Origin of the sequence: Xanthomonas sp. LMG 12460 (assembly GCF_009192895.1) — a bacterium.
GTDB lineage: Bacteria > Pseudomonadota > Gammaproteobacteria > Xanthomonadales > Xanthomonadaceae > Xanthomonas_A > Xanthomonas_A sontii.
Map to the genome: position 1 here is coordinate 37,888 of NZ_NKUH01000034.1, position 18,700 is coordinate 56,587.

Genomic DNA, 18,700 nt, shown 5'->3' on the forward strand with positions numbered 1-18,700 from the left:
TCCGTCGAGCCGCGGAATTATAGCAATGGGACAATTTGCGAGACAACCGCCAGGGGTCCTGACCGCGTCCGAATGCCCATCCGCCCGTAGACGATAACACGGCCACCGCCCGCCGCCGGCGCCGAATGCGGCGTTGCAGCACGCCTTTGCGGAGGAACTTTCTGTCCACTGCGCTGTCTGATCGGACAGGGACTGCGCCCATCCTCGTCGGCCCACAGCGCAGACCCACCGAGCCCCGGTCCTCCCGGGGCTCTTTTCGTTGCGCGTTCTGGGACGGGCGTGGCGGCCCGCGCCACCATACCTTCACGAATGGTGGACGCGAATTTAAGGATAGTGACGGCACGCGGTGGCCCTGCCATCGACGCCCCATCCAAAAAAATCCCAAGACGACGGAGCTTGCCCCCCCATGAAACACTTGCTTGCCCTGGCACTGCCGTGCGCGCTCGCCGCCGCTTATGCGCTGCCCGCCCACGCCGAAGACGGCGACGACCGCTTCACCCTGCGCCTGGGCGCGATGAACGTCGACAACAACAACACCCTGCGCGGCAACACCGTCATCAACGGCAATGCCATCTCCGGGTCGCAGGACTTCAAGCTGGGCGGCAAGGAGTGGGAGCCGCGCGTGGACGGCGTGTTCCGCATCAGCACCCGCCAGCGCCTGATCTTCGACTACTTCAAGTACGACAAGGACCGCCGCGAGGAGCTGGGCCAGGACGTCAGCTATGGCGGCGTCACCGTGCCGTCGGGCAGCTTCGTCAAGGGCCAACTGAAATATCAGGTCGCCAGCCTGGTGTACGACTACTCGGTGATCGATACGCCGCAGTTCAGCATGGGCCTGCAGCTCGGTGCCGAGTGGGCCAAGGTCAACGGCAAGGCCTATGCCGACCTGGGCCCGCTGTACACCGGCACCTTCGTCGACGAAAGCGACGACGGCGCCGCGCCGGTGGTCGGCCTGCGCTTCACCGCGCACCCGAACGAACACTGGCTGTTCAATGTGCAGGGGCAGTACGTCAACACCAAGTGGGGCGATTTCAAGAAATACGACGGCGACCTGAGCCGCGCCAACGCCATCGCCGAGTATCGCTTCACCCGCAACTTCGGCATCTTTGCCGGCTACGACTGGTTCAAGCTCGACGTGGACCGCAAGGGCGGCAACGCCGCGATCGGCCTGAAGCAGGAGTTCAAGGGTCCGGTCGCGGGCGTGACCTTCGCGTTCTGATCTTTCGGGACCCGGAACCCGGGACCCGCGAGCAGTTCCATGCAGAACCCCGCAGCGATGCGGGGTTTTGTCGTTCAACGGGGTGCGCGGCAGATCGCAGAGGCGGTGGCAGCGACTGCGGCAGCCGACACAGGCTCACGGCGGCTTGGTCGCTCCCGCCACCAGCAGATGCTGGTGCGTCGAGCAGTAGCACTCGTCGTGCCAGCCGTAGTGTGGATCGGTGCAGATCGCATGCTGCACCGTCGCCGGCAACGCCGCCACGTCGCTGCGCAGATCGCGCTTCAGCGACACGAAGACCGAGCCCGGATGCGGCCAGTCGGTCCGGCGCGGCGGCTCGGCGATGCGGTTGCCGCTGGCCAGTTCGCGCTGCAGCAGCGCCTGCAGTTCGGGACATAGGGTGCCCTGCCCCACGGCAACCTCCATGCGTGGATTCACCACGGCCGCGACCGCACCGCACGCAGCGGCACGGTCGCGCCGGGCGGCGTCACTTCTTCTTCGGGATGTACAGGTCGGTGATGGTGCCGTCGTAGACCTCGGCGCTCATGCCGACCGATTCGCTCAGGGTCGGATGCGCGTGGATGGTGTGGCCGATGTCCTCGGCCTCCGCGCCCATCTCGATCGCCAGGCCGATCTCGGCCAGCAGGTCGCCGGCGTGCACGCCGACGATCGCGCCGCCGATGATGCGGTGCGTCTCCTCGTCGAAGATCAGCTTGGTGAAGCCCTCGGTGCGGCCGATGCCGATCGCGCGGCCGCTGGCCGCCCACGGGAACTTGGCCACGCCGACCTTCAGCCCCTTGGCCTTGGCCTCGGTCTCGGTGACGCCGACCCAGGCGATTTCCGGGTTGGTGTAGGCCACCGACGGGATCACCCGCGCCACCCACTCCTTCTTCTCGCCGGCGGCCACTTCCGCGGCCAGCTTGCCCTCGTGGGTGGCCTTGTGCGCCAGCATCGGGTTACCGACGATGTCGCCGATGGCGAAGATATGCGGCACGTTGGTGCGCATCTGCCGGTCGACCGGGATGAAACCGCGCTCGGTGACGTTGATGCCGGCCTTGTCGGCGCCGATCTTCTTGCCGTTGGGCGCGCGACCCACCGCGACCAGCACGCGGTCGTAGGTGGTGGCGGCCAGCGCCGGGGTCTCGCCCGCGGTGGCGGCTTCGAAGGTCACGGTGATGCCCTTCTTATCGGCCTTGACCTCGGCCGCCTTGGTCTTGAGATGGACCTCCACGCCCTGCTTCTTCAAGCGGTCGGCCAGCGGCTTGACCAGGTCCTTGTCCGCGCCCGGCATCAGCTGGTCCATGAACTCGACCACGGTGACCTTGCTGCCCAGCGCGCTGTACACGGTGGCCATTTCCAGGCCGATGATGCCGCCGCCGACCACCAGCAGGGTCTTGGGGATCTCCTGCAGTTCCAGCGCGTCGGTGGAGTCCATCACCCGCTTGTCGTCCCACGGGAAATTCGGCAGCTTCACCGCCTGCGAGCCGGCGGCGACGATGCAGTGCTCGAAACGCAGCAACTGGGTCTTGCCGTCCGCGCCGACGATCTCCAGCTCGTTCGGCGACACGAACGACGCCACGCCGGTGACGGTGCGCACCTTGCGCTGCTTGGCCATGCTGGCCAGGCCGCCGGTGAGCTTGCCGACCACCTTTTCCTTGTACTCGCGCAGCTTGTCCAGGGTGATCTTGGGCTTGCCGAAGTCCACGCCGAAATCGCCGGCATGGGCGACCTCGTCGATCACCGCGGCCGCATGCAGCAGCGCCTTGGACGGGATGCAGCCGACATTGAGGCAGACGCCGCCGAGGCTGGCGTAGCGCTCGATCAGCACCGTGTCCAGGCCCAGGTCGGCGGCGCGGAACGCGGCGGTGTAGCCGCCGGGGCCGGCGCCGAGCACCACCATCTTGCATTCGATGTCGGCGGGCTTGCCGCTGGCCAGCGCCGGCTTCGGTGCCGGCGGCTCGGCCGGGGCGCGGTGCGACGGCGCCACCGGCGGCTTGCTGGCCGGCACTTCGGCCGGGGCCGCGGCGGGCGCGCCGGCGGCGGCACCATCGGCGGTCTCCAGCAGCGCGATCACCGCGCCCTCGGAGAGGGTGTCGCCGAGCTTGACCTTCAGTTCCTTGATCACGCCGGCAGCCGCGGACGGCACTTCCAGCGTGGCCTTGTCCGACTCCAGCGTCACCAGGCCCTGGTCCTTCTTCACCGTGTCGCCGACGGCGACCAGCACCTCGATGACCGGAACGTCGCTGTAGTCGCCGATATCCGGGACCTTGACCTCAATGACCGCCATGCAGCTTCTCCTGTGGCCCTTCGCCGCGGCGAGGGGCGTTTGCAGTTCGTCGGCGCGACCGCGCAAACAGGCGGCGCGCGCAGGTGGGGGAAAACCGGCGCCGCGACGGACGCGGCGCCGTGACGACAGGGCTTACAGCAGCACGCGGCGCATGTCCGCCAGCACCTGGCTCAGGTAGGTGGTGAAGCGCGCGGCGGCGGCGCCGTCGATGACCCGGTGGTCGTAGCTCAGCGACAGCGGCAGCATCAGCCTGGGCGCGAATTCCTTGCCATTCCAGACCGGCTGGATCGACGACTTGGACACGCCCAGGATCGCCACTTCCGGCGCATTGACGATCGGGGTGAAGGCGGTGCCGCCGATGCCGCCGAGCGAGCTGATCGAGAAGCAGCCGCCGCTCATGTCGGCCGGGCCGAGCTTGCCGTCGCGCGCCTTCTTGGCCAGCTCGCCGCTCTCGCGCGCCAGCTCGACCACGCCCTTCTTGTCCACGTCGCGGATCACCGGCACCACCAGCCCGTTCGGGGTGTCGGCGGCGAAGCCGATGTGGAAGTACTTCTTCAGGGTCAGGTTCTCGCCGCTGGCATCGAGCGAGGCGTTGAACTCGGGGAACTGCTTCAGCGCCGCGGCGCTGGCCTTGAGCAGGAAGGCGAGCATGGTCAGCTTGATGCCGGCCTTCTCGTTCTCCTTGTTCAACGCCACACGCAGGGCTTCCAGGTCGGTGATGTCGGCCTGCTCGAACTGGGTGACGTGCGGGATCATCGCCCAGTTGCGCGCCAGATTGGCGCCGGAAATCTTCTTGATCCGCGACAGCGGCTTGACCTCGACCTCGCCGAACTTGGCGAAGTCCACCTTCGGCCACGGCAGCAGGTTCAGGCCATTGCCGCCCGCGGCGGGCGCGGCACCGGCGGCGGCCGGCGCGGCGCCGGACAGCGCCGCCTTGACGTAGCGCTGCACGTCGTCCTTGGTGATGCGGCCACCCTGCTCCGAGCCGCTGACCTGGAACAGGTCCACGCCGAGTTCGCGGGCGAACACGCGCACCGCCGGGCTCGCATAGGGCACCTTCTGCGGCAGCACGCTGTCGGCGTCGAACGCCACCGGCGGGCTGCTCTGGGTGGCAGACGGCGCGGCGGCCTTGGCCGGCGCCGTGGCCTGGACCTGGGCGATCTCGCGCTGGGCCAGCTTGTCCGGCGCGGACGAGGCCGGCACCGGCTCCACGCCGCCGCCGGTCTCGGCGCTGGGCTGGACCGCGGACGCGGCCGGCGCGTCGGCATCGCTGCCGGCCACCTCGATCAGCGCCACCAGCTTGCCCTCGGACAGGCTGTCGCCGACCTTGACCTTGAGTTCCTTGACCACGCCGGCCACCGACGAGGGCACTTCCATCGTCGCCTTGTCCGACTCCAGGGTGACCAGGCCCTGATCCTTCTTGACCGTGTCGCCGACCGCGACCAGCACCTCGATCACCGGCACGTCGCTGTAGTCGCCGATGTCCGGCACCCGCGCCTCGACCACGCCGGTCGCCGCGGCCGCGGCCGCGGCCGGGGCCGGCTTGACCGCGTTCTGCGCGGGCGCGGCGGCCGGAGCGGCGGCCTGCTGGGCCGGCGCGGGCGTGGCCTTGGCGGCCGCAGGCGCGGCACTGGCGCCACCCTCGGCCACTTCGATCAGCGCCACCACCTTGCCCTCGGACAGGCTGTCGCCGACCTTGACCTTGATCTCCTTGACCACGCCGGCGAACGGCGACGGCACTTCCATCGTCGCCTTGTCCGATTCCAGGGTGACCAGGCTCTGGTCTTTCTTCACCGTGTCGCCGACGGCCACCAGCACTTCGATTACCGGGACGTCGCTGTAGTCACCGATATCGGGGACAAGTGCTTCCTTGATTTCGGCCATGCGGGGAACTCCGGCAACTAATGAGGGGGAAACCCCTATTGTGGCGGCCCGCAGCCGCAGCGCCAACCTTTGGCGGGCAAAAAAGCCCGATCGCCTGCAGGGAGCGCCACTGCCGGCGGACAGTACGCCGGCGCATGTTGCGCAGCCATCGCCGGTGCACCGCCTTCACGGGGCCACGGCTAGGCTCGCCGCAGATTTCCGGAGGGCAGGCATGCGGATCCTGGTGCTGTTGATGGCGTTGGCGATGCCGCTGGTCGCCTGGTTCTCGCAACGTGGCGCGTTCGGCCCGACCAACGGCGCCATCTCCGACCGCTACCCGACCCTGATCGTCGCCGCCGGCTACGCCTTCGCGATCTGGGGTGTGATCTTCCTGCTCGACCTGGCCTTCGGCCTGTGGCAATCCAGCGCGCGGCGCCGTCGCGTCAGCGCGCTGGCGCAGGTGCGGGCGCCGGCGGCGCTGGGCTTCGCGCTGACGGCGGCGTGGATGCCGGTGTTCTCGCAGCAGCACTTCCTGTTGGCGCTGGCGGTGATCTGGACCGCGCTGGCGGCGATGCTGCTGGCCGCGCTGCGGCTGTCGCGCGATCCCGCCCCCGAATCCGGCCAGACCCTGTGGGCCTGGCTGCCGCTGTCGCTGCACGCCGGCTGGCTGTCGCTGGCGGCATTCCTGAACACCGCGCAGGTGATCGTGGCCTACCGCTGGCTCTCGACCGAACGGATGCTGCCGTGGAGCCTGGTGCTGTTCGCGCTGGCGGCGGTGCTGCTGCTGGGCATGAACCGGGCCATGCGCGGCAACCTCGCCTACGCGGCGGCGGCGCTGTGGGCGCTGGCCGCGGTCTATGCCAAACAGGCCGCCAGCACGCTGGCCGGTGCGCAGAGCGCGGCGTGGGTGGCCTTGCTGCTGGCCGCGGTGCTGGCGCTGCAGACGCTGTGGCTGCGCCTGCGCGCGCGGCGCTGATCCATGGACGCAATGCCAGCGCGCCGCCAATCGCCTGTTTTGCCACATCGCGCTGTTTCGCAAGAGTGGCTTCGGCCGCGCCAGCGCTGTCGGGATAGCCGCGTCGCGGCTGAAGCCGCCCCTGCGCGTGTGCCTCGTGCGTGATTGGAGGCACCCGTCAATCGCCAGCCATCGGCACCCGCAGCCATTGCTGCAGCGGCGACCACGCCTGCAGCAGCCGCGGCCAGGCGAAGGCGGCATTGGCCGGGCTGCTGGACGGCAGCGCCAGCAGCACCAGCGGCGGATCGCGCAGCGGCAGGTGCGGCTGCACGAAGCGCGCGAACGCCTGCGCCGCCGCCGCGCCATTGCAGGCGATGGCGCGCAGCTGCGGCAACTGCGCGATGCGCTCGGGCAAGGCATTGGGAATTTCGCTGCCGCGCACGATCGCCGCGTCCAGGCTGCCGCGGCGTCGGCACTGGCCGATCACATCCCACAGGCCCACGCCGGCCGCGTGCAGCGCCTGCATCCGCGCTTCGGCGTCCAGTGCCGCATCGAAGCCGCACAGCGTCGCCATCAGCGGCCAGAACCGGTTGCGCGGATGCGCGTAGTAACGCGCGTGCTGCAACGACGCCGCACCGGGCATGGAGCCGAGCACAAGCACGCGGCAATCGTCGCGAATCCGCGCGGGCAGGCCCTGCAACAGCGGCTGCGTCGTCACGTCGCGCGCATCTGGATGAACAGCCAAAAGCCTTAAAACCTCGTTATTTCAAGCATCGGGCGCAAGTGCCTGAACGTCGCCTGCATTCGTCCGACGAGGGTCGGCGCCGATTCATCTTCTCATCGATACGGTGTGCGCGCCCACTCCCGTGGCCCCACAAGAAAAAAGATGAGGAGATACCCCATGCGGTCCATTCAGATCCTGAGCCTGGCTGTCGTGTCCGCCCTTGCGTTTGCGCCCGCCGCATTCGCACAGGATGCCGATACCGCTTCCGGCAAGCACTTTTCCGTCGTCGGCAGCGCGACCCTGCTCGACCCGCATTCCAAGCCGGCGGCCGGCCTCGACGTCGATGGCGGCCCGGCGCCGACCATCAGCGCCAGCTGGCTGATCGACGACAACTGGGCGGTCGAACTGTGGGGCGCTGCCGACAAGTTCAACCACCGCGTCAAGGCCGACGGCATCGGCAAGGTCGGTACCGTCGAGCAGCAGCCGATCGCGCTGAGCGGTCAGTACCACTTCGGCCAGGCGGACAACGTGTTCCGTCCGTTCGTCGGCGTCGGTTACTACGAGTCCAACTTCAGCAACGAGAAGCTGGCTGGCCTGAACCCGGACCAGCACATCAGCCTGGACACCGCCAAGGGCGCCATCGGCACCGTCGGCGTGGACATGAACATCAACTCCACCTGGTTCGCCCGTGCCGATGCGCGCTACATGCACTCGCGTCCGGAGCTGAAGGTGGCCGGCGAAGGCACCGGCGAAGACCTGAAGCTGGATCCGTGGCTGTTCAGCTTCGGCGTCGGCGCGCGCTTCTAAGCGTTCCGTCTCCAGCGTTTGCGCAAACGGGCCCGCAAGGGCCCGTTTGTTTTTGTGCGTGCGCCGGATCGAGCGCGCGACCAGCGCAAACCGCATTGCGCGTGCACGCGGGCGCCTTCAGCGCGGCGAGCGATCGAAACCGCGGTAGCGGTCGAACCGGCGCAGGCGCCGCCGCAGCAGCCAGGCGTAGGCGCAGGCATAGCCGAGCAGCAAGGCCGCGGCGGCCAGCAGACTGGCATGACTCATCCAGCCCTCGGTCGGCCACGCCGCACCATCGGCCAGACTGCGCCAGCCTTGCCACAGTCCGGCACCGATGCGTACCGCCACCAGCGCGGTCAGACCCAAGACCAACCACAGGTTCGGCGTGTAGTGCAGCCCGTGCGGCAACGGCTCGAAGCGGGTGGCGACGATGCCGAGCGCGCCCAGCAGCGCGCCGATGCCCCAGCCGGCCAGCGCATGCGTGGCCGCACCGGGCCACCAGTGCGCGGCGATCAGGGCGAAGACCAGCACCACCACGCTGGACAGCAGCGCCGACCACAGTTGCACCGCGACCAGCCAACCGCGCGCTTGACGCCGCGCCGTGCCCACGCGAAACCGCTGCAGCAGCGACAGCGGCAAGAGCACCGCGGTCACCGCCAGCGCGATCACGATCGCCAGCGGAATGGCCAGCAGCAGCGGCATGCGCGTGGCCCGATCAGAACGCCGGCAGCACCGCGCCCTGGTACTTGCGCTGGATGAAGGCCTTCACTTCCGGGCTGGTCAGCGCCTTGGCCAGCTTCTGCACGCGCGGATCGTCCTTGTTGTCGCGACGCGCGACCAGGAAGTTCACGTACGGCGAATCCTTGCTTTCGATCGCCAGCGCGTCGCGGGTCGGGTTGAGGCCGGCGTCGAGCGCGTAGTTGGTGTTGATCAGCGCCAGGTCGACCTGGTCCAGCACCCGCGGCAGCATCGCCGAATCCAGCTCGCGGAACTTCAGCTGCTTGGGATTGGCGACGATGTCGCGCTGGGTGGACAGCGCATTGCTCGGGTCCTTGAGCTTGATGACCCCGGCCTTGTCCAGCAGGATCAGCGCGCGGCTGTTGTTGCTGGGATCGTTGGGGATCACCACGTCGGCGCCCTGCGGCAGCGCGTCCAGCGACTTGTAGCGGCGCGAGTAGGCGCCGAACGGCTCGATGTGCACGCCGACCACGGTGACCAGGTCGCTCTTGCGGTCGCGGTTGTAGGCCTGCAGGTAGGGCTCGGTCTGGAAGTAGTTCACGTCGATCTGCTTCTGCACCACCTGGTCGTTGGGCTGCACGTAGTCGTTGAACACGCGCACGTCCAGGGTCAGGCCCTGCTGCTCCAGCATCGGCTTGACCACCTCCAGGATCTCGGCGTGCGGCACCGCAGTGGCGGCGACGCTGAGATGGTCGCCGGCGGCGCCGGCATCGGGCTTGCCGCAGCCGCCGAGCACGAGCACGGCGCTGGCGAGCAGGAGGCGGAACGGGAATCGGGTCATGGCAGGTATCCGGGGAAACGGGGGGGAGTGGAGGAGCGCGACCCGCGGCCGCGATGCGTGCACGCTAGCAGACGGCCGTGCAGGCGGGGCGATCCATGCGCGCAGGAGCGGCTTCAGCCGCGACCGCTCACCGATCGGAGGCGCGGCTGAAGCCCTACCGCGGCACGCAGAACATCAGCGCCGGCTGTAGTGCGCGACCAGACGGTCGCCGAGCATCTGCAACGCCTGCACCAGCAGCAACAGGATCACCACGGTCACCAGGGCCACGTCGGCATGCGAGCGCTGGTAGCCGTCGCGGTAGGCCAGGTCGCCGAGGCCGCCCGACCCGATCGCGCCGCCCATCGCGGTGAAGCCGATCAGGGCGATGGTGGTCACCGTGGCGCCGGCGATCAGGCCCGGCCGCGCTTCCGGCAGCAGCACCCGCGTCACCAGTTGCCAGGTGGTCGCACCCATCGCCAGGCTGGCCTCGACCACGCCGCGGTCCACTTCGCGCAGCGCGGTCTCCACCAGCCGCGCGTAGAACGGCGCCGCGCCGACCACCAGCGGCAGGATCGCGCCGCGCACGCCCAGCGAGGTGCCCATCGCCCACAGCGTCAGCGGGATCATCGCGATCATCAAAATGATGAAGGGCACCGAGCGCAGCACGTTGATGACCAGCGCCAGGCCGCCGTACAGCAGCGGCTTCTGGTGGGTCTGGCGCGGGCCGGTGAGGAACAGCAGCACGCCCAGCGGCAGGCCGATCAGCAGGGTCAGCGGCAGCGAGCCGCCGAGCATCAGCAGCGTATCGACGGTGGCGCGACCGATCTCGCTCCACTTGCCGGCATCGAGATTGCGGAAGAAGCCGGTGGCGGCGGTGGCGATCGGACTCATCGGCGCAGCTCCTGCACATGCACGCCGGCCGCGACGAAGGCGGCCTGCGCCGCATCTATGTCGCCGCCGACCAGGGCCACGGTCAGCTGGCCGTAGGGGGTGTCCTTGATCCGGTCGATGCGCCCGGACAGGATGTTGTAGTCCACCGCGGTGGCGCGGGCGATGCGCCCGAGCAGCGGCGCGTAGGTGTCGGCGCCGAGGAAGGTCAGCCGCAGGATGCGCCCGTCCACGGCGGTGAAATCGCGGTACAGCTCGGCCTCGTCGACGTGCTCGGCCTCGGACACGAAGCGCTTGGTGGTCGGATGCTGCGGGTGCAGGAACACCTCGGTGACCGGCCCGCTCTCGACCAGATGCCCGGCATCGAGCACCGCCACGCGATCGCACACGCGGCGGATCACTTCCATCTCATGGGTGATCAGCACGATGGTCAGGCCCAGCTCGCGGTTGATCTGCGCCAGCAGCGCCAGCACCGAGGCGGTGGTCTGCGGGTCCAGCGCGCTGGTGGCCTCGTCGCACAGCAGGATCCGCGGGCGAGTGGCCAGGGCGCGGGCGATGCCGACGCGCTGCTTCTGCCCGCCCGACAGCTGCGCCGGGTACTTGCCGGCATGCGCGGCCAGCCCGACCCGCTCCAGCAGCTCGGCCACCCGCGCGTCGATCTCCGCGCGCGGCGTGCCGGCCAGTTCCAGCGGGAACGCGACGTTGCCTGCGACCGTGCGCGAGGACAGCAGGTTGAAGTGCTGGAAGATCATGCCCACGCGCTGGCGCAGCGTGCGCAGCCCGGCGCGGTCCAGCGCGGTGACGTCCTCGCCGTCGATGATCAGGCGACCGCCGCTGGGTTCCTCGAGCCGGTTGATCAGCCGGATCAGGGTCGACTTGCCGGCGCCGGAATGGCCGATGATGCCGAACACCTCGCCGGCCTCGATGCGCAGGTCGAGCGGATGCAGCGCCACGACCGGCTGGCCGGCGACGGAATAGGACTTGTGCAGGCGCTCGAACTGGATCAACGCGCGGGACCGGCAGCGACGGGGGGCGCAAAGCCTAGCAGGCCAGGATGGCGTGCGTTATTCCATTCGATTCTAACGTAGGCGCGCATCGCGGGGCCTAGGGGCGTGCCTGCGGCGGCGGATGCGCCACCGCGCGGATCCGCTCGCGGTGCAGCAGGTACAGGCCGCTGGCGACGATGATCGCCCCGCCCACCCAGGTCCAGGCGTCGGGCAGCTTGCGCCACAGCAGCCAGTCCCAGGGAATCACCCACAACAGGCCGCTGTACTCCAGCGGCGCGACCAGCGAGGCGTCGCCGCGGCGAAACGCCTGGGTCAGCGCCACCTGCCCCAGCGCCCCGGCCAGGCCCATGCCGGCGATCCAGCCGGTGTCGGCCGGGCGCAGCGGGGTCCACTCCGGTAACGCCAACGCGCCGGCGCCCAGCGCCATGATCAGCAGGAACCACACCACCAGCGACTGCGACGTGTCGGTGCGCGCCAGCAGGCTGACCAGCACCGAGGCCACCGCATACGCGATGGCCGCCAGCAGCACCATCAGCCCCGGCAGCGAGACGAACCCGTCCATGCCCGGGCGCAGCACCACCAGCACGCCGACCAGGCCGACGCCGATCGCCGCCCAGCGCCGCGGACCCACGTATTCGCCGAGCAGCGGCACCGACAGCGCCGCCACCAGCAGCGGCGCGACGAAGTAGATGGTGTAGGCGGTGGACAGCGGCAGGCTGCGCAAGGCCCAGGCGAAACAGCCGATCATGGCGATGCCGAGCACGCCGCGCAGCAGGTGCAAGCCCCAGCGCACCGGCCAGATCGCGCGCGGCCCGGCGCTGGCCAGCACCCACACCAGCACGAACGGCAGCGAAGCCCCACCGCGCAATGCCGCGACCTGCAGCGCCGGATAATGCGTGCTGAGCTGCTTCATGGACGCATCCATCAGCGAGAAGAACGCGACCGCAGCGATCATCCACGCGGCGGCGGCATTGGAACGGGAGTTGGGCATCGGCGCATTATCGCCGCGATCGGCGATGTGCGTGGTGCCGGGGCTCATCGCGTCGGGACTGAAGTCCCTCCCACATGGCTCCAGCCCCGGCTGCATCGGCTGACACAGCCTTCTGTGAGAGCGACTTCAAGACATCTCCTGATCGTCGGGACTGAAGTCCCTCCCACATGACTCCAGCCGGCGCACCGGCCGATGCCGCTTCTTGTGGAAGCGACTTCAGTCGCGACGCGCGGCGCCCACCAACGCACGACATTGCGCAACGCGCCGGAACCGACATCCATTCCACGCTGCACCTGCCAGCCCCTGCGACACCTGCGCTGCCACTTCCCACCTGCCGCGCCCCACTCCTCGCCCGCACGTCTTACGATAGGCATCTTTGCCGAGGACTTGCCCATGCCTTCCTTCGATATCGTGTCCGAAGTCGACAAGCACGAACTGACCAATGCCGTCGACCAGGCCAACCGCGAGCTGTCGACGCGCTTCGACTTCAAGGGCGTGGACGCCAAGTTCGCGCTCGACGAGCAGGTCATCACCCAATCGGCGCCCAGCGACTTCCAGGTCAAGCAGATGACCGACATCCTGCGCGCACGCCTGCTGGCGCGCGGCATCGACGTGCGCTGCCTGGAATTCGGCGACGTGGAGACCAACCTCGCCGGCGCGCGGCAGAAGATCACCGTCAAGCAGGGCATCGAGCAGAAGCTGGGCAAGAAGATCGTGGCCACGCTCAAGGAAGCCAAGCTCAAGGTGGAAGCCCAGATCAACGGCGACAAGCTGCGGGTCAGCGGCAAGAAGCGCGACGACCTGCAGGACGCGATCGCGCTGCTGAAGAAGAGCGATTTCGAGCTGCCGCTGCAGTTCGACAATTTCCGCGACTGAAGCCGCCGCGCAAACGCCTCGCGCGTCATCGCCATGCCGGTGCAAGGGTGCAGGACGACCACCGCGTGGCGATGGTCGTTCTGCAGTCGACCGCGCGATATCGTCGCCACGCTGCGTGAGTGCACACGGCTGCGCATCGCCTCGCCTTGCAGGGCGGCACGGCAGACAGGCGATACGCCCATGTCGCGACCTGCGCATGCCGTCCGGCCTGCGCAAGCAGGCATGCCGGCATGACCACGCGAGCGCATCCCGGCCATTGCAGCCCATGCGAAAGCGACGCACTCCGCATCGGAACGAGACGACACCACGCAACGGCACTCCCGCCTCCGCGCCGGGACGCGGACGCCTAGCGCCGCAATTTCTTGCTAGGCACCCGCGGTGACGCCCGCGGCCAGCATTCTCCGCCCCTGCGCCACTTCGGCTTCCAGGTCGTGCGTCCAGATCCAGTCGAAGCGCTGCGCCAGCGTCTGCGCCAGCCGCGTATCGTCGGCGCCGGCCTGCGGATCGCGCAGTTCGTACAGCTCGCCGGCCTCGCGCGAGGTGCGCTGCACGCGGCAGGCGCGCGGCAGGCGCAGGCGCTCGTAGACCTGCAGCAGGGCCGGCAGATCGCCGCGCGTCAGGCCAGGCGTGGCCAGCAGTTGCGCCAGCAGATAGGCATCCTCCAGGCCCTGCCCGGCGCCGGCGCCCTGGTGCGGCAACATCGCGTGCGCGGCATCGCCGATCAGCGCCAGCCGCCCATGCACATAGCCGGGCAGCTCGGCCAGATCGTGCAGCGCCCAGTGCGTGGGCGTGTCGATGCACTCCAGCAGCGTACGCGCCGCCTCGCCCCAGTGCGCGAACGCCTCCAGCATCTCGCGGCGGCTGGCCTCGCGTACCCAGGCCTGGCCAGCGCGCCATTGCGGCGCCGGCTCGCTGCGGTCGGAGACGAAGGCAACCACGTTGATCAGCCTTCCCTGCTTCACCGGGAAGGTCAGGATGTGCGCGTCCAGGCCCAGCAACATCTGCGGCACGTCGACCAGGTGCGCGTCCACGCCGCGGGCGGCGAAAGCGGCACGCAGCCGCGCGGCGTCGATCAGGCCGCGATAGGCGCAGGTGCCGGTGAAACGCGGTTCGGCCGGTGCATGGCCGAGCGCACGCAGCACTTCGCCGCGCATGGCGGACTTGATGCCGTCGGCGGCGATCAGCACGTCGCCTTCGTACTGGCTGCCGTCGGCGAAGCGCACGCGCGCCACGTCGGCGTCCTGGTCCACGGCGACTGCGCGTTTGCCGAACCTGGCCAGCCCGAACGGCAGGCGGGTGGCCAACGCATCGAGGAAGTCGGCGCGGTGCACCGACGACTGGCCGACGCCGGGCGCCAGGGTCTGGCCCAGCAGCCGCGCGTCCTCGCCGCGGCGCCATTCGAACCAGACGTCCTGCCATGGGGCGGGGGTGCGGTCGGCGAGTTCGGCATAGGGCTCGCCCATGCCCAGGCCGGCCAGCGCGCGTACCGCATTGGGGCCGAACGAGACGCCGGCGCCGATTTCGCCGAAGGCCGGCGCCGATTCGAACAGTTGCACGTCGAGATGGCGGTGCCGGCACAGGCCCAGGGCCAGACCGACGCCGGCGATGCCGCCGCCGACGATGCCGATGCGCAGGGGGGATGCAGGATTCATCTGGAGTCTCCGGTGGGGAATGTCAGTCGCGGCCAGCCAGCAGGATTTTCTCGGCCAGCAGCGCAGGCGCGCTGAAACACACTTCGTGGCTGCCCGGCAGGCTGACCAGACGGTAACCGCCCAGGCGCGCGCTCAGCCGCGGATGCCAGCCGTACTCGCCCGGCGGCAGTGCCACATCGTCGGTGGCATAGAGCCAGCTGCGCGGGATCTGCAGCTCGTGGAAACGCTTGAGCGGTACCGCGTCGAAATGGCTGCGCGCGGGGGTCGGACTCAACTGCGCGTACGCCTGCTGCGCCTGCGCCAGGTCGGCGTCGCCGATGAAGCCGTCGCGCCAGATCGGAAACGGCAGCATGATGCCGCCGTCGGCATCGACCGCGTTCTTCCACAGCGCCTGATAGTGCGGCGGCAACAGATCGAACAGCGCCTCGCCGTCGCGCAGCACGAAGGCGTTGTGGAAGATCAGCCGCTTGCAGCGCTCCGGCTCCTCCTCGGCCAGGCGTTGCACGATGCTGCCGCCCCAGCTGTGGCCGAGCACGACCAGGTCGCGTAGGTCGTGGCGGCGCACGTAGTCCACCACCGAGGCCACGCAGTCGGCGTGCGAGACGCGCTTGTCGGCGCCCACGCCATGCCCGGCGATGGTCGGTGCGTGCACCTGCACGCCGTGCGCGCGCAGATGGGCGGCGACGCCGTCCCAGGCGTGGCCGTCGTGCCAGGAACCGTGCAGCAACAGATAGGTTTGCATGGGGTCGTCTCCGTGTGGCTCAGCGGAAGGTCCAGCCGAGGCCGAAAGTGAGATAGGTGAGGTCGCGGGTCCCGGCCTGCACGCCGCCGCTGGCGACCGAGCCGCCCGGCGCATGGGTCACGCTGCCGGTCAGCGACAGCTGCGGCGACAGGCGCCAGGTCGCGCCCAGCGCGTAGTGGCTGTACTGCGCCAGCGGCGCCAGCACGGCCAACTGCGCCTGGCTGTCGGGGATCAGGCGGCTGCCGCGGGAATAGCCGGCCCGCAGCGACCAGGCATCGTTGAGGCGGTAGTCGGCCCCCAGGCGGAACACGCGCTGGCTACGCCAGCCGAAGCCCGGACCGTTCGGATCGCCGAACGCGCCGCCCTCATCGACGCGATTGCCGTAGGAGCGCTCGCCGGCCCAGTCGATCCACAGCCAGTCGGCCGCCACGGTCAGCGCATCGCTGGCCTGCCAGGCCAGACCGACACCGGCCTGCTGCGGCATGTTCAGACGGCCTTCCGGCAGCAGCGCACGGTAGCGCTGCATCTGGCCGAAGCGGATGCGGCTGGACCAGGTGACGCCGGCGCTCAGGCGCGGCGCGAGCTGGCCGTACCAGCCCACGGCGACACCGTACCCGTAGGCCGCATCGGCCCCGGCCGACTGGAAGCCGACCCCCTCCAGGCCGGCGACGTGCAAGCGCTGGTAGGCCAGCCGCGGCGAGATGCCCAGGTACTGGTGCTCGCCCACGCGCCAGGCCAGGGTCGGCGCGAACACCACCTGCTGCAGCTTGGACAGGGTGTTGTGGCTGCCATACACCGGAGCGCCGTAGTCCAGCGCGACGCCGTGGCCGAACACCGACACCCCCAGGCTCAGGTCGTCGTTGAGTTGATGGTTGTAGCCGGCGGTGGGCACCGGAACCAGCGCATCGTCGCCGTAGCGGTTGGGGCCGACCTGCGCGCGCACCGGCGCCGCGATCAAGGTGAGGTCGGCGTCCATGCGGTCGCCGACCGCGCCCATGCCGGCCGGGTTGTTGGCGGACGCCGCCGCGTCCAGCGGCAACGCGATCGAGGTGCCGGCCAGGCCCTGGGTCTGCGCGCCGTAGCCGGGCAAGGCGACGCCGTTGTTGGCGGCGGCACCACCCGAAACCGCCGCCACGGTCCACAGCAGCGTGGTCCAGCGTGGCGTGCCCTGTCGTTGCGCCCTGCGGCGCATTGGATGTGCGAACTGCTGCATGATCGAGCCCTCCCTCCGAGCCGATGCGTGGGTGCGGCCGCCGACCGGCGGCACGCGGGGTCCGCACTGCCGTCGTGACGACCGGCAGCGCGGGATGTTGGAAACGGCACTCATCCTTTGTGCACGCGTCGGCCGACACGGCGACGCGGTACGACGCGAACGCAAGACCGTGCGCGCGACCGGTACGGACGCTCGCGACGATCGAAGCAGGAGACGACTGACCTCGGCGATGCATCCATGCGTCCGACACTGCCCCGCATCACACCAGGCGTCCAAGACCATGTCAGTCTCGTTTCATACCCTGCTGGTATGTTCATCGCGCGATGCGCGCTAGCACTGGATCTTCCGCGATGCAACATGCGCGTTCGATGGCGTGCATGCCGACGCAGCGGCAGCGTCGTCGCAGGCGCACGCCCGCATCGCTTGCGCAAACGCCAACGCCTGGACGCGCACGCACACGCGCTCTGCGCCGCCTCGGCAAGCTTGCGCATGCCAGTGTCTGCATGCCACTGGACACCCCGCGCGCCGCAGCGCACAGACAGCCAGGCACGCGCAGCGCAGCGGCGCGCGGCGCTACACGGCACGGGCTTCATCGGGCGGCGGTGCGGTCCGGCAACGCAAGGAGGGCAACGCAGACACCGCTCGGGCGCTGCACTGCGGCGCAGCCTGGCACGCGCGCCGGCCTCCCGCGTCTCGGCCGAGGCAGGCAGGATGCCGGCGAACGCGCACGGCGAGGGCGCGATCAAAAAAAACGGCACCGGCATCGCCCACGGCAGCGTGTGGGGACGTCGGTGCCGAGGCAGGCGCGACGCCTGCTGCGGGGACACGCGCGACGGCAGCGCCGTCGCCAGCGCAAGGCTCAGCTGGCCATGCGCAGGATCGGCTTGAGGGTGATGCCGCTGCTGCTGTCGGCGGCGGCCTGGTTGATGTCGCTCAACGGATAGAACTTCACCAGCTTGTCGAACGGGAAGCGGCCCTGCTGGTACAGCGTCACCAGTTGCGGAATGAACACCTGCGGCACGCTGTCGCCCTCGACGATGCCGCGGATGCTGCGTCCGCCCAGCAGCAGGTTGTTGACGTCGAAACCGGCCATGGTGCCGAGCTTGGGTGCGCCGACCACGCCGATCGTGCCCAGGCTGGCCAACGCTTCGATGCCCGCCTCCAGCAACTGCGGACGCCCGGTGGATTCGAGCGCGAAGTCGGCGCCGCCGCCGGTGATCGCGCGCACCGCTTCCACCAGATCGCCTTCGCGGTTGTCGATCACGTGCGTGGCGCCCAGTTCCTTGGCCAGCGCCAGCCGCGACGGCACCACGTCCACGGCGATGATGCAGGCGGCGCCGGCCACGTGCGCGGCCATCACCGCGCTGAGTCCGACCGCACCGGCGCCGATCGCCACGAAGCTGCTGCCAGGACGCACCTTCAGCGCATTGATCACCGCGCCGGCTCCGGTCTGGATGCCGCAGCCCAGCGGGCCGAGCAGTTCCAGCGGCGCCTCGCGCGACACCCTGATCGCATTGTTCTCGCGCGCCAGCGCATAGGTGGCGAACGAGGACTGGGCGAAGAAGTGGTCGTGCAGCGGCTGCCCGTGCAGATCCTCGATGGCGGTATGGCCATGCGCGTCGGCACCGCCGAAGTTGCGCGGGAAGAACTCCTGGCAATACGCGGCATGCCCGCCATCGCAGGGATTGCAGTGGCCGCAGGCGCCATAGGTGAGCACCACGTGGTCGCCGACCTGCAGGCTCTTGACGTTGGGACCCAGCGCTTCGACCACGCCGGCGCCCTCATGGCCGAGCACCGCCGGCAGCGGCACCGGATAGTACTGATCGCGCACGATCAGGTCGGTGTGGCACAGGCCGGTGGCCACCACCCGCACCAGCACCTCGTCGTCCTGCGGCGCGCGGATGCGCGCCTGCTCGATGGTGAAGGGCTGTTGCGGCGCGTGCGCGACCGCCACGGTGATCTCGCGTTTATCGGTTGCTGCGTTCATCGCACTGTCTCCTGG

The 18,700-nt window shown here is 69.6% G+C and carries 17 protein-coding genes; 4 read left to right on the forward strand and 13 right to left on the reverse strand.

Annotated features, from left to right (window positions below; translation table 11 throughout):
- Positions 1 to 406 precede the first annotated feature (406 nt).
- Positions 407 to 1,219, forward strand: a complete 813-nt coding sequence (locus CEK66_RS07940) for a hypothetical protein (RefSeq protein WP_017911696.1) — start codon at positions 407 to 409, stop codon at positions 1,217 to 1,219.
- Positions 1,220 to 1,354: 135 nt separating this feature from the next.
- On the opposite strand, the gene CEK66_RS07945 is transcribed toward CEK66_RS07940, so the two are convergent.
- The 3 genes from CEK66_RS07945 to aceF form a co-directional block, all read right to left on the reverse strand.
- The gene (locus CEK66_RS07945) at positions 1,355 to 1,642 is read right to left on the reverse strand and encodes a hypothetical protein (protein WP_150411109.1); all 288 of its coding nucleotides are present in this window, start codon (positions 1,640 to 1,642) and stop codon (positions 1,355 to 1,357) included.
- A gap of 61 nt (positions 1,643 to 1,703) precedes the next feature.
- Complete coding sequence (gene lpdA / locus CEK66_RS07950; RefSeq protein WP_152236502.1) at positions 1,704 to 3,503, reverse strand: dihydrolipoyl dehydrogenase; 1,800 nt, start codon at positions 3,501 to 3,503, stop codon at positions 1,704 to 1,706.
- Between the two features lie 132 nt (positions 3,504 to 3,635).
- Positions 3,636 to 5,387: a dihydrolipoyllysine-residue acetyltransferase gene (gene aceF, locus CEK66_RS07955; protein ID WP_152236503.1), complete on the reverse strand. Its 1,752-nt coding sequence runs from the start codon at positions 5,385 to 5,387 to the stop codon at positions 3,636 to 3,638.
- 211 nt (positions 5,388 to 5,598) lie between these two features.
- Between aceF and CEK66_RS07960 the strand changes: the two genes are divergently transcribed.
- Positions 5,599 to 6,342: a hypothetical protein gene (locus CEK66_RS07960; protein ID WP_017916291.1), complete on the forward strand. Its 744-nt coding sequence runs from the start codon at positions 5,599 to 5,601 to the stop codon at positions 6,340 to 6,342.
- Between the two features lie 157 nt (positions 6,343 to 6,499).
- Here the strand turns inward: CEK66_RS07960 and CEK66_RS07965 are convergent, their stop codons facing one another.
- Positions 6,500 to 7,039 carry a DNA-deoxyinosine glycosylase gene (locus CEK66_RS07965; protein ID WP_152236505.1) on the reverse strand — a complete coding sequence of 180 codons (540 nt, stop codon included), beginning with the start codon at positions 7,037 to 7,039 and terminating at the stop codon, positions 6,500 to 6,502.
- 183 nt (positions 7,040 to 7,222) lie between these two features.
- On the opposite strand from CEK66_RS07965, the gene CEK66_RS07970 reads away from it, so the two are divergent.
- Entirely contained in the window at positions 7,223 to 7,852 is a 630-nt protein-coding gene (locus tag CEK66_RS07970) for an OmpW family outer membrane protein (protein WP_017907486.1), read from the forward strand.
- Between the two features lie 117 nt (positions 7,853 to 7,969).
- On the opposite strand, the gene CEK66_RS07975 is transcribed toward CEK66_RS07970, so the two are convergent.
- From CEK66_RS07975 to CEK66_RS07995, 5 genes are all read right to left on the reverse strand, one after another.
- Complete coding sequence (locus CEK66_RS07975; protein WP_150411059.1) at positions 7,970 to 8,533, reverse strand: DUF1453 domain-containing protein; 564 nt, start codon at positions 8,531 to 8,533, stop codon at positions 7,970 to 7,972.
- Between the two features lie 13 nt (positions 8,534 to 8,546).
- Positions 8,547 to 9,350 carry a MetQ/NlpA family ABC transporter substrate-binding protein gene (locus CEK66_RS07980; protein WP_017907484.1) on the reverse strand — a complete coding sequence of 268 codons (804 nt, stop codon included), beginning with the start codon at positions 9,348 to 9,350 and terminating at the stop codon, positions 8,547 to 8,549.
- A 174-nt stretch (positions 9,351 to 9,524) separates the two neighbouring features.
- A complete protein-coding gene (locus tag CEK66_RS07985) occupies positions 9,525 to 10,220 on the reverse strand; it encodes a methionine ABC transporter permease (RefSeq protein ID WP_152236506.1) in 696 nt (231 codons plus the stop codon).
- Entirely contained in the window at positions 10,217 to 11,224 is a 1,008-nt protein-coding gene (locus CEK66_RS07990) for a methionine ABC transporter ATP-binding protein (protein ID WP_152236507.1), read from the reverse strand. The genes CEK66_RS07985 and CEK66_RS07990 overlap by 4 nt, the downstream gene beginning before the upstream one ends.
- Positions 11,225 to 11,321: 97 nt before the next feature.
- Positions 11,322 to 12,215, reverse strand: a complete 894-nt coding sequence (locus CEK66_RS07995; protein ID WP_152236508.1) for a DMT family transporter — start codon at positions 12,213 to 12,215, stop codon at positions 11,322 to 11,324.
- Positions 12,216 to 12,608: 393 nt separating this feature from the next.
- Here CEK66_RS07995 and CEK66_RS08000 point away from each other — a divergent pair, with 393 nt between their 5' ends.
- Positions 12,609 to 13,091, forward strand: a complete 483-nt coding sequence (locus tag CEK66_RS08000) for a YajQ family cyclic di-GMP-binding protein (RefSeq protein WP_152236509.1) — start codon at positions 12,609 to 12,611, stop codon at positions 13,089 to 13,091.
- A gap of 365 nt (positions 13,092 to 13,456) precedes the next feature.
- Here CEK66_RS08000 and salA read toward each other — a convergent pair whose 3' ends face one another.
- The 4 genes from salA to CEK66_RS08020 form a co-directional block, all read right to left on the reverse strand.
- The gene (gene salA, locus CEK66_RS08005; RefSeq protein ID WP_152236510.1) at positions 13,457 to 14,743 is read right to left on the reverse strand and encodes a salicylate 1-monooxygenase; all 1,287 of its coding nucleotides are present in this window, start codon (positions 14,741 to 14,743) and stop codon (positions 13,457 to 13,459) included.
- A gap of 22 nt (positions 14,744 to 14,765) precedes the next feature.
- On the reverse strand, positions 14,766 to 15,485 hold the full coding sequence (locus CEK66_RS08010; RefSeq protein ID WP_017915018.1) for an alpha/beta hydrolase: 720 nt from the start codon (positions 15,483 to 15,485) through the stop codon (positions 14,766 to 14,768).
- Positions 15,486 to 15,504: 19 nt separating this feature from the next.
- Positions 15,505 to 16,698 carry an outer membrane protein transport protein gene (locus tag CEK66_RS08015; protein WP_017913079.1) on the reverse strand — a complete coding sequence of 398 codons (1,194 nt, stop codon included), beginning with the start codon at positions 16,696 to 16,698 and terminating at the stop codon, positions 15,505 to 15,507.
- Positions 16,699 to 17,557: 859 nt separating this feature from the next.
- Positions 17,558 to 18,685 (reverse strand): NAD(P)-dependent alcohol dehydrogenase, encoded by a 1,128-nt coding sequence (locus CEK66_RS08020; protein ID WP_017913080.1) that lies wholly within the window; start codon positions 18,683 to 18,685, stop codon positions 17,558 to 17,560.
- Positions 18,686 to 18,700: the final 15 nt, after the last annotated feature.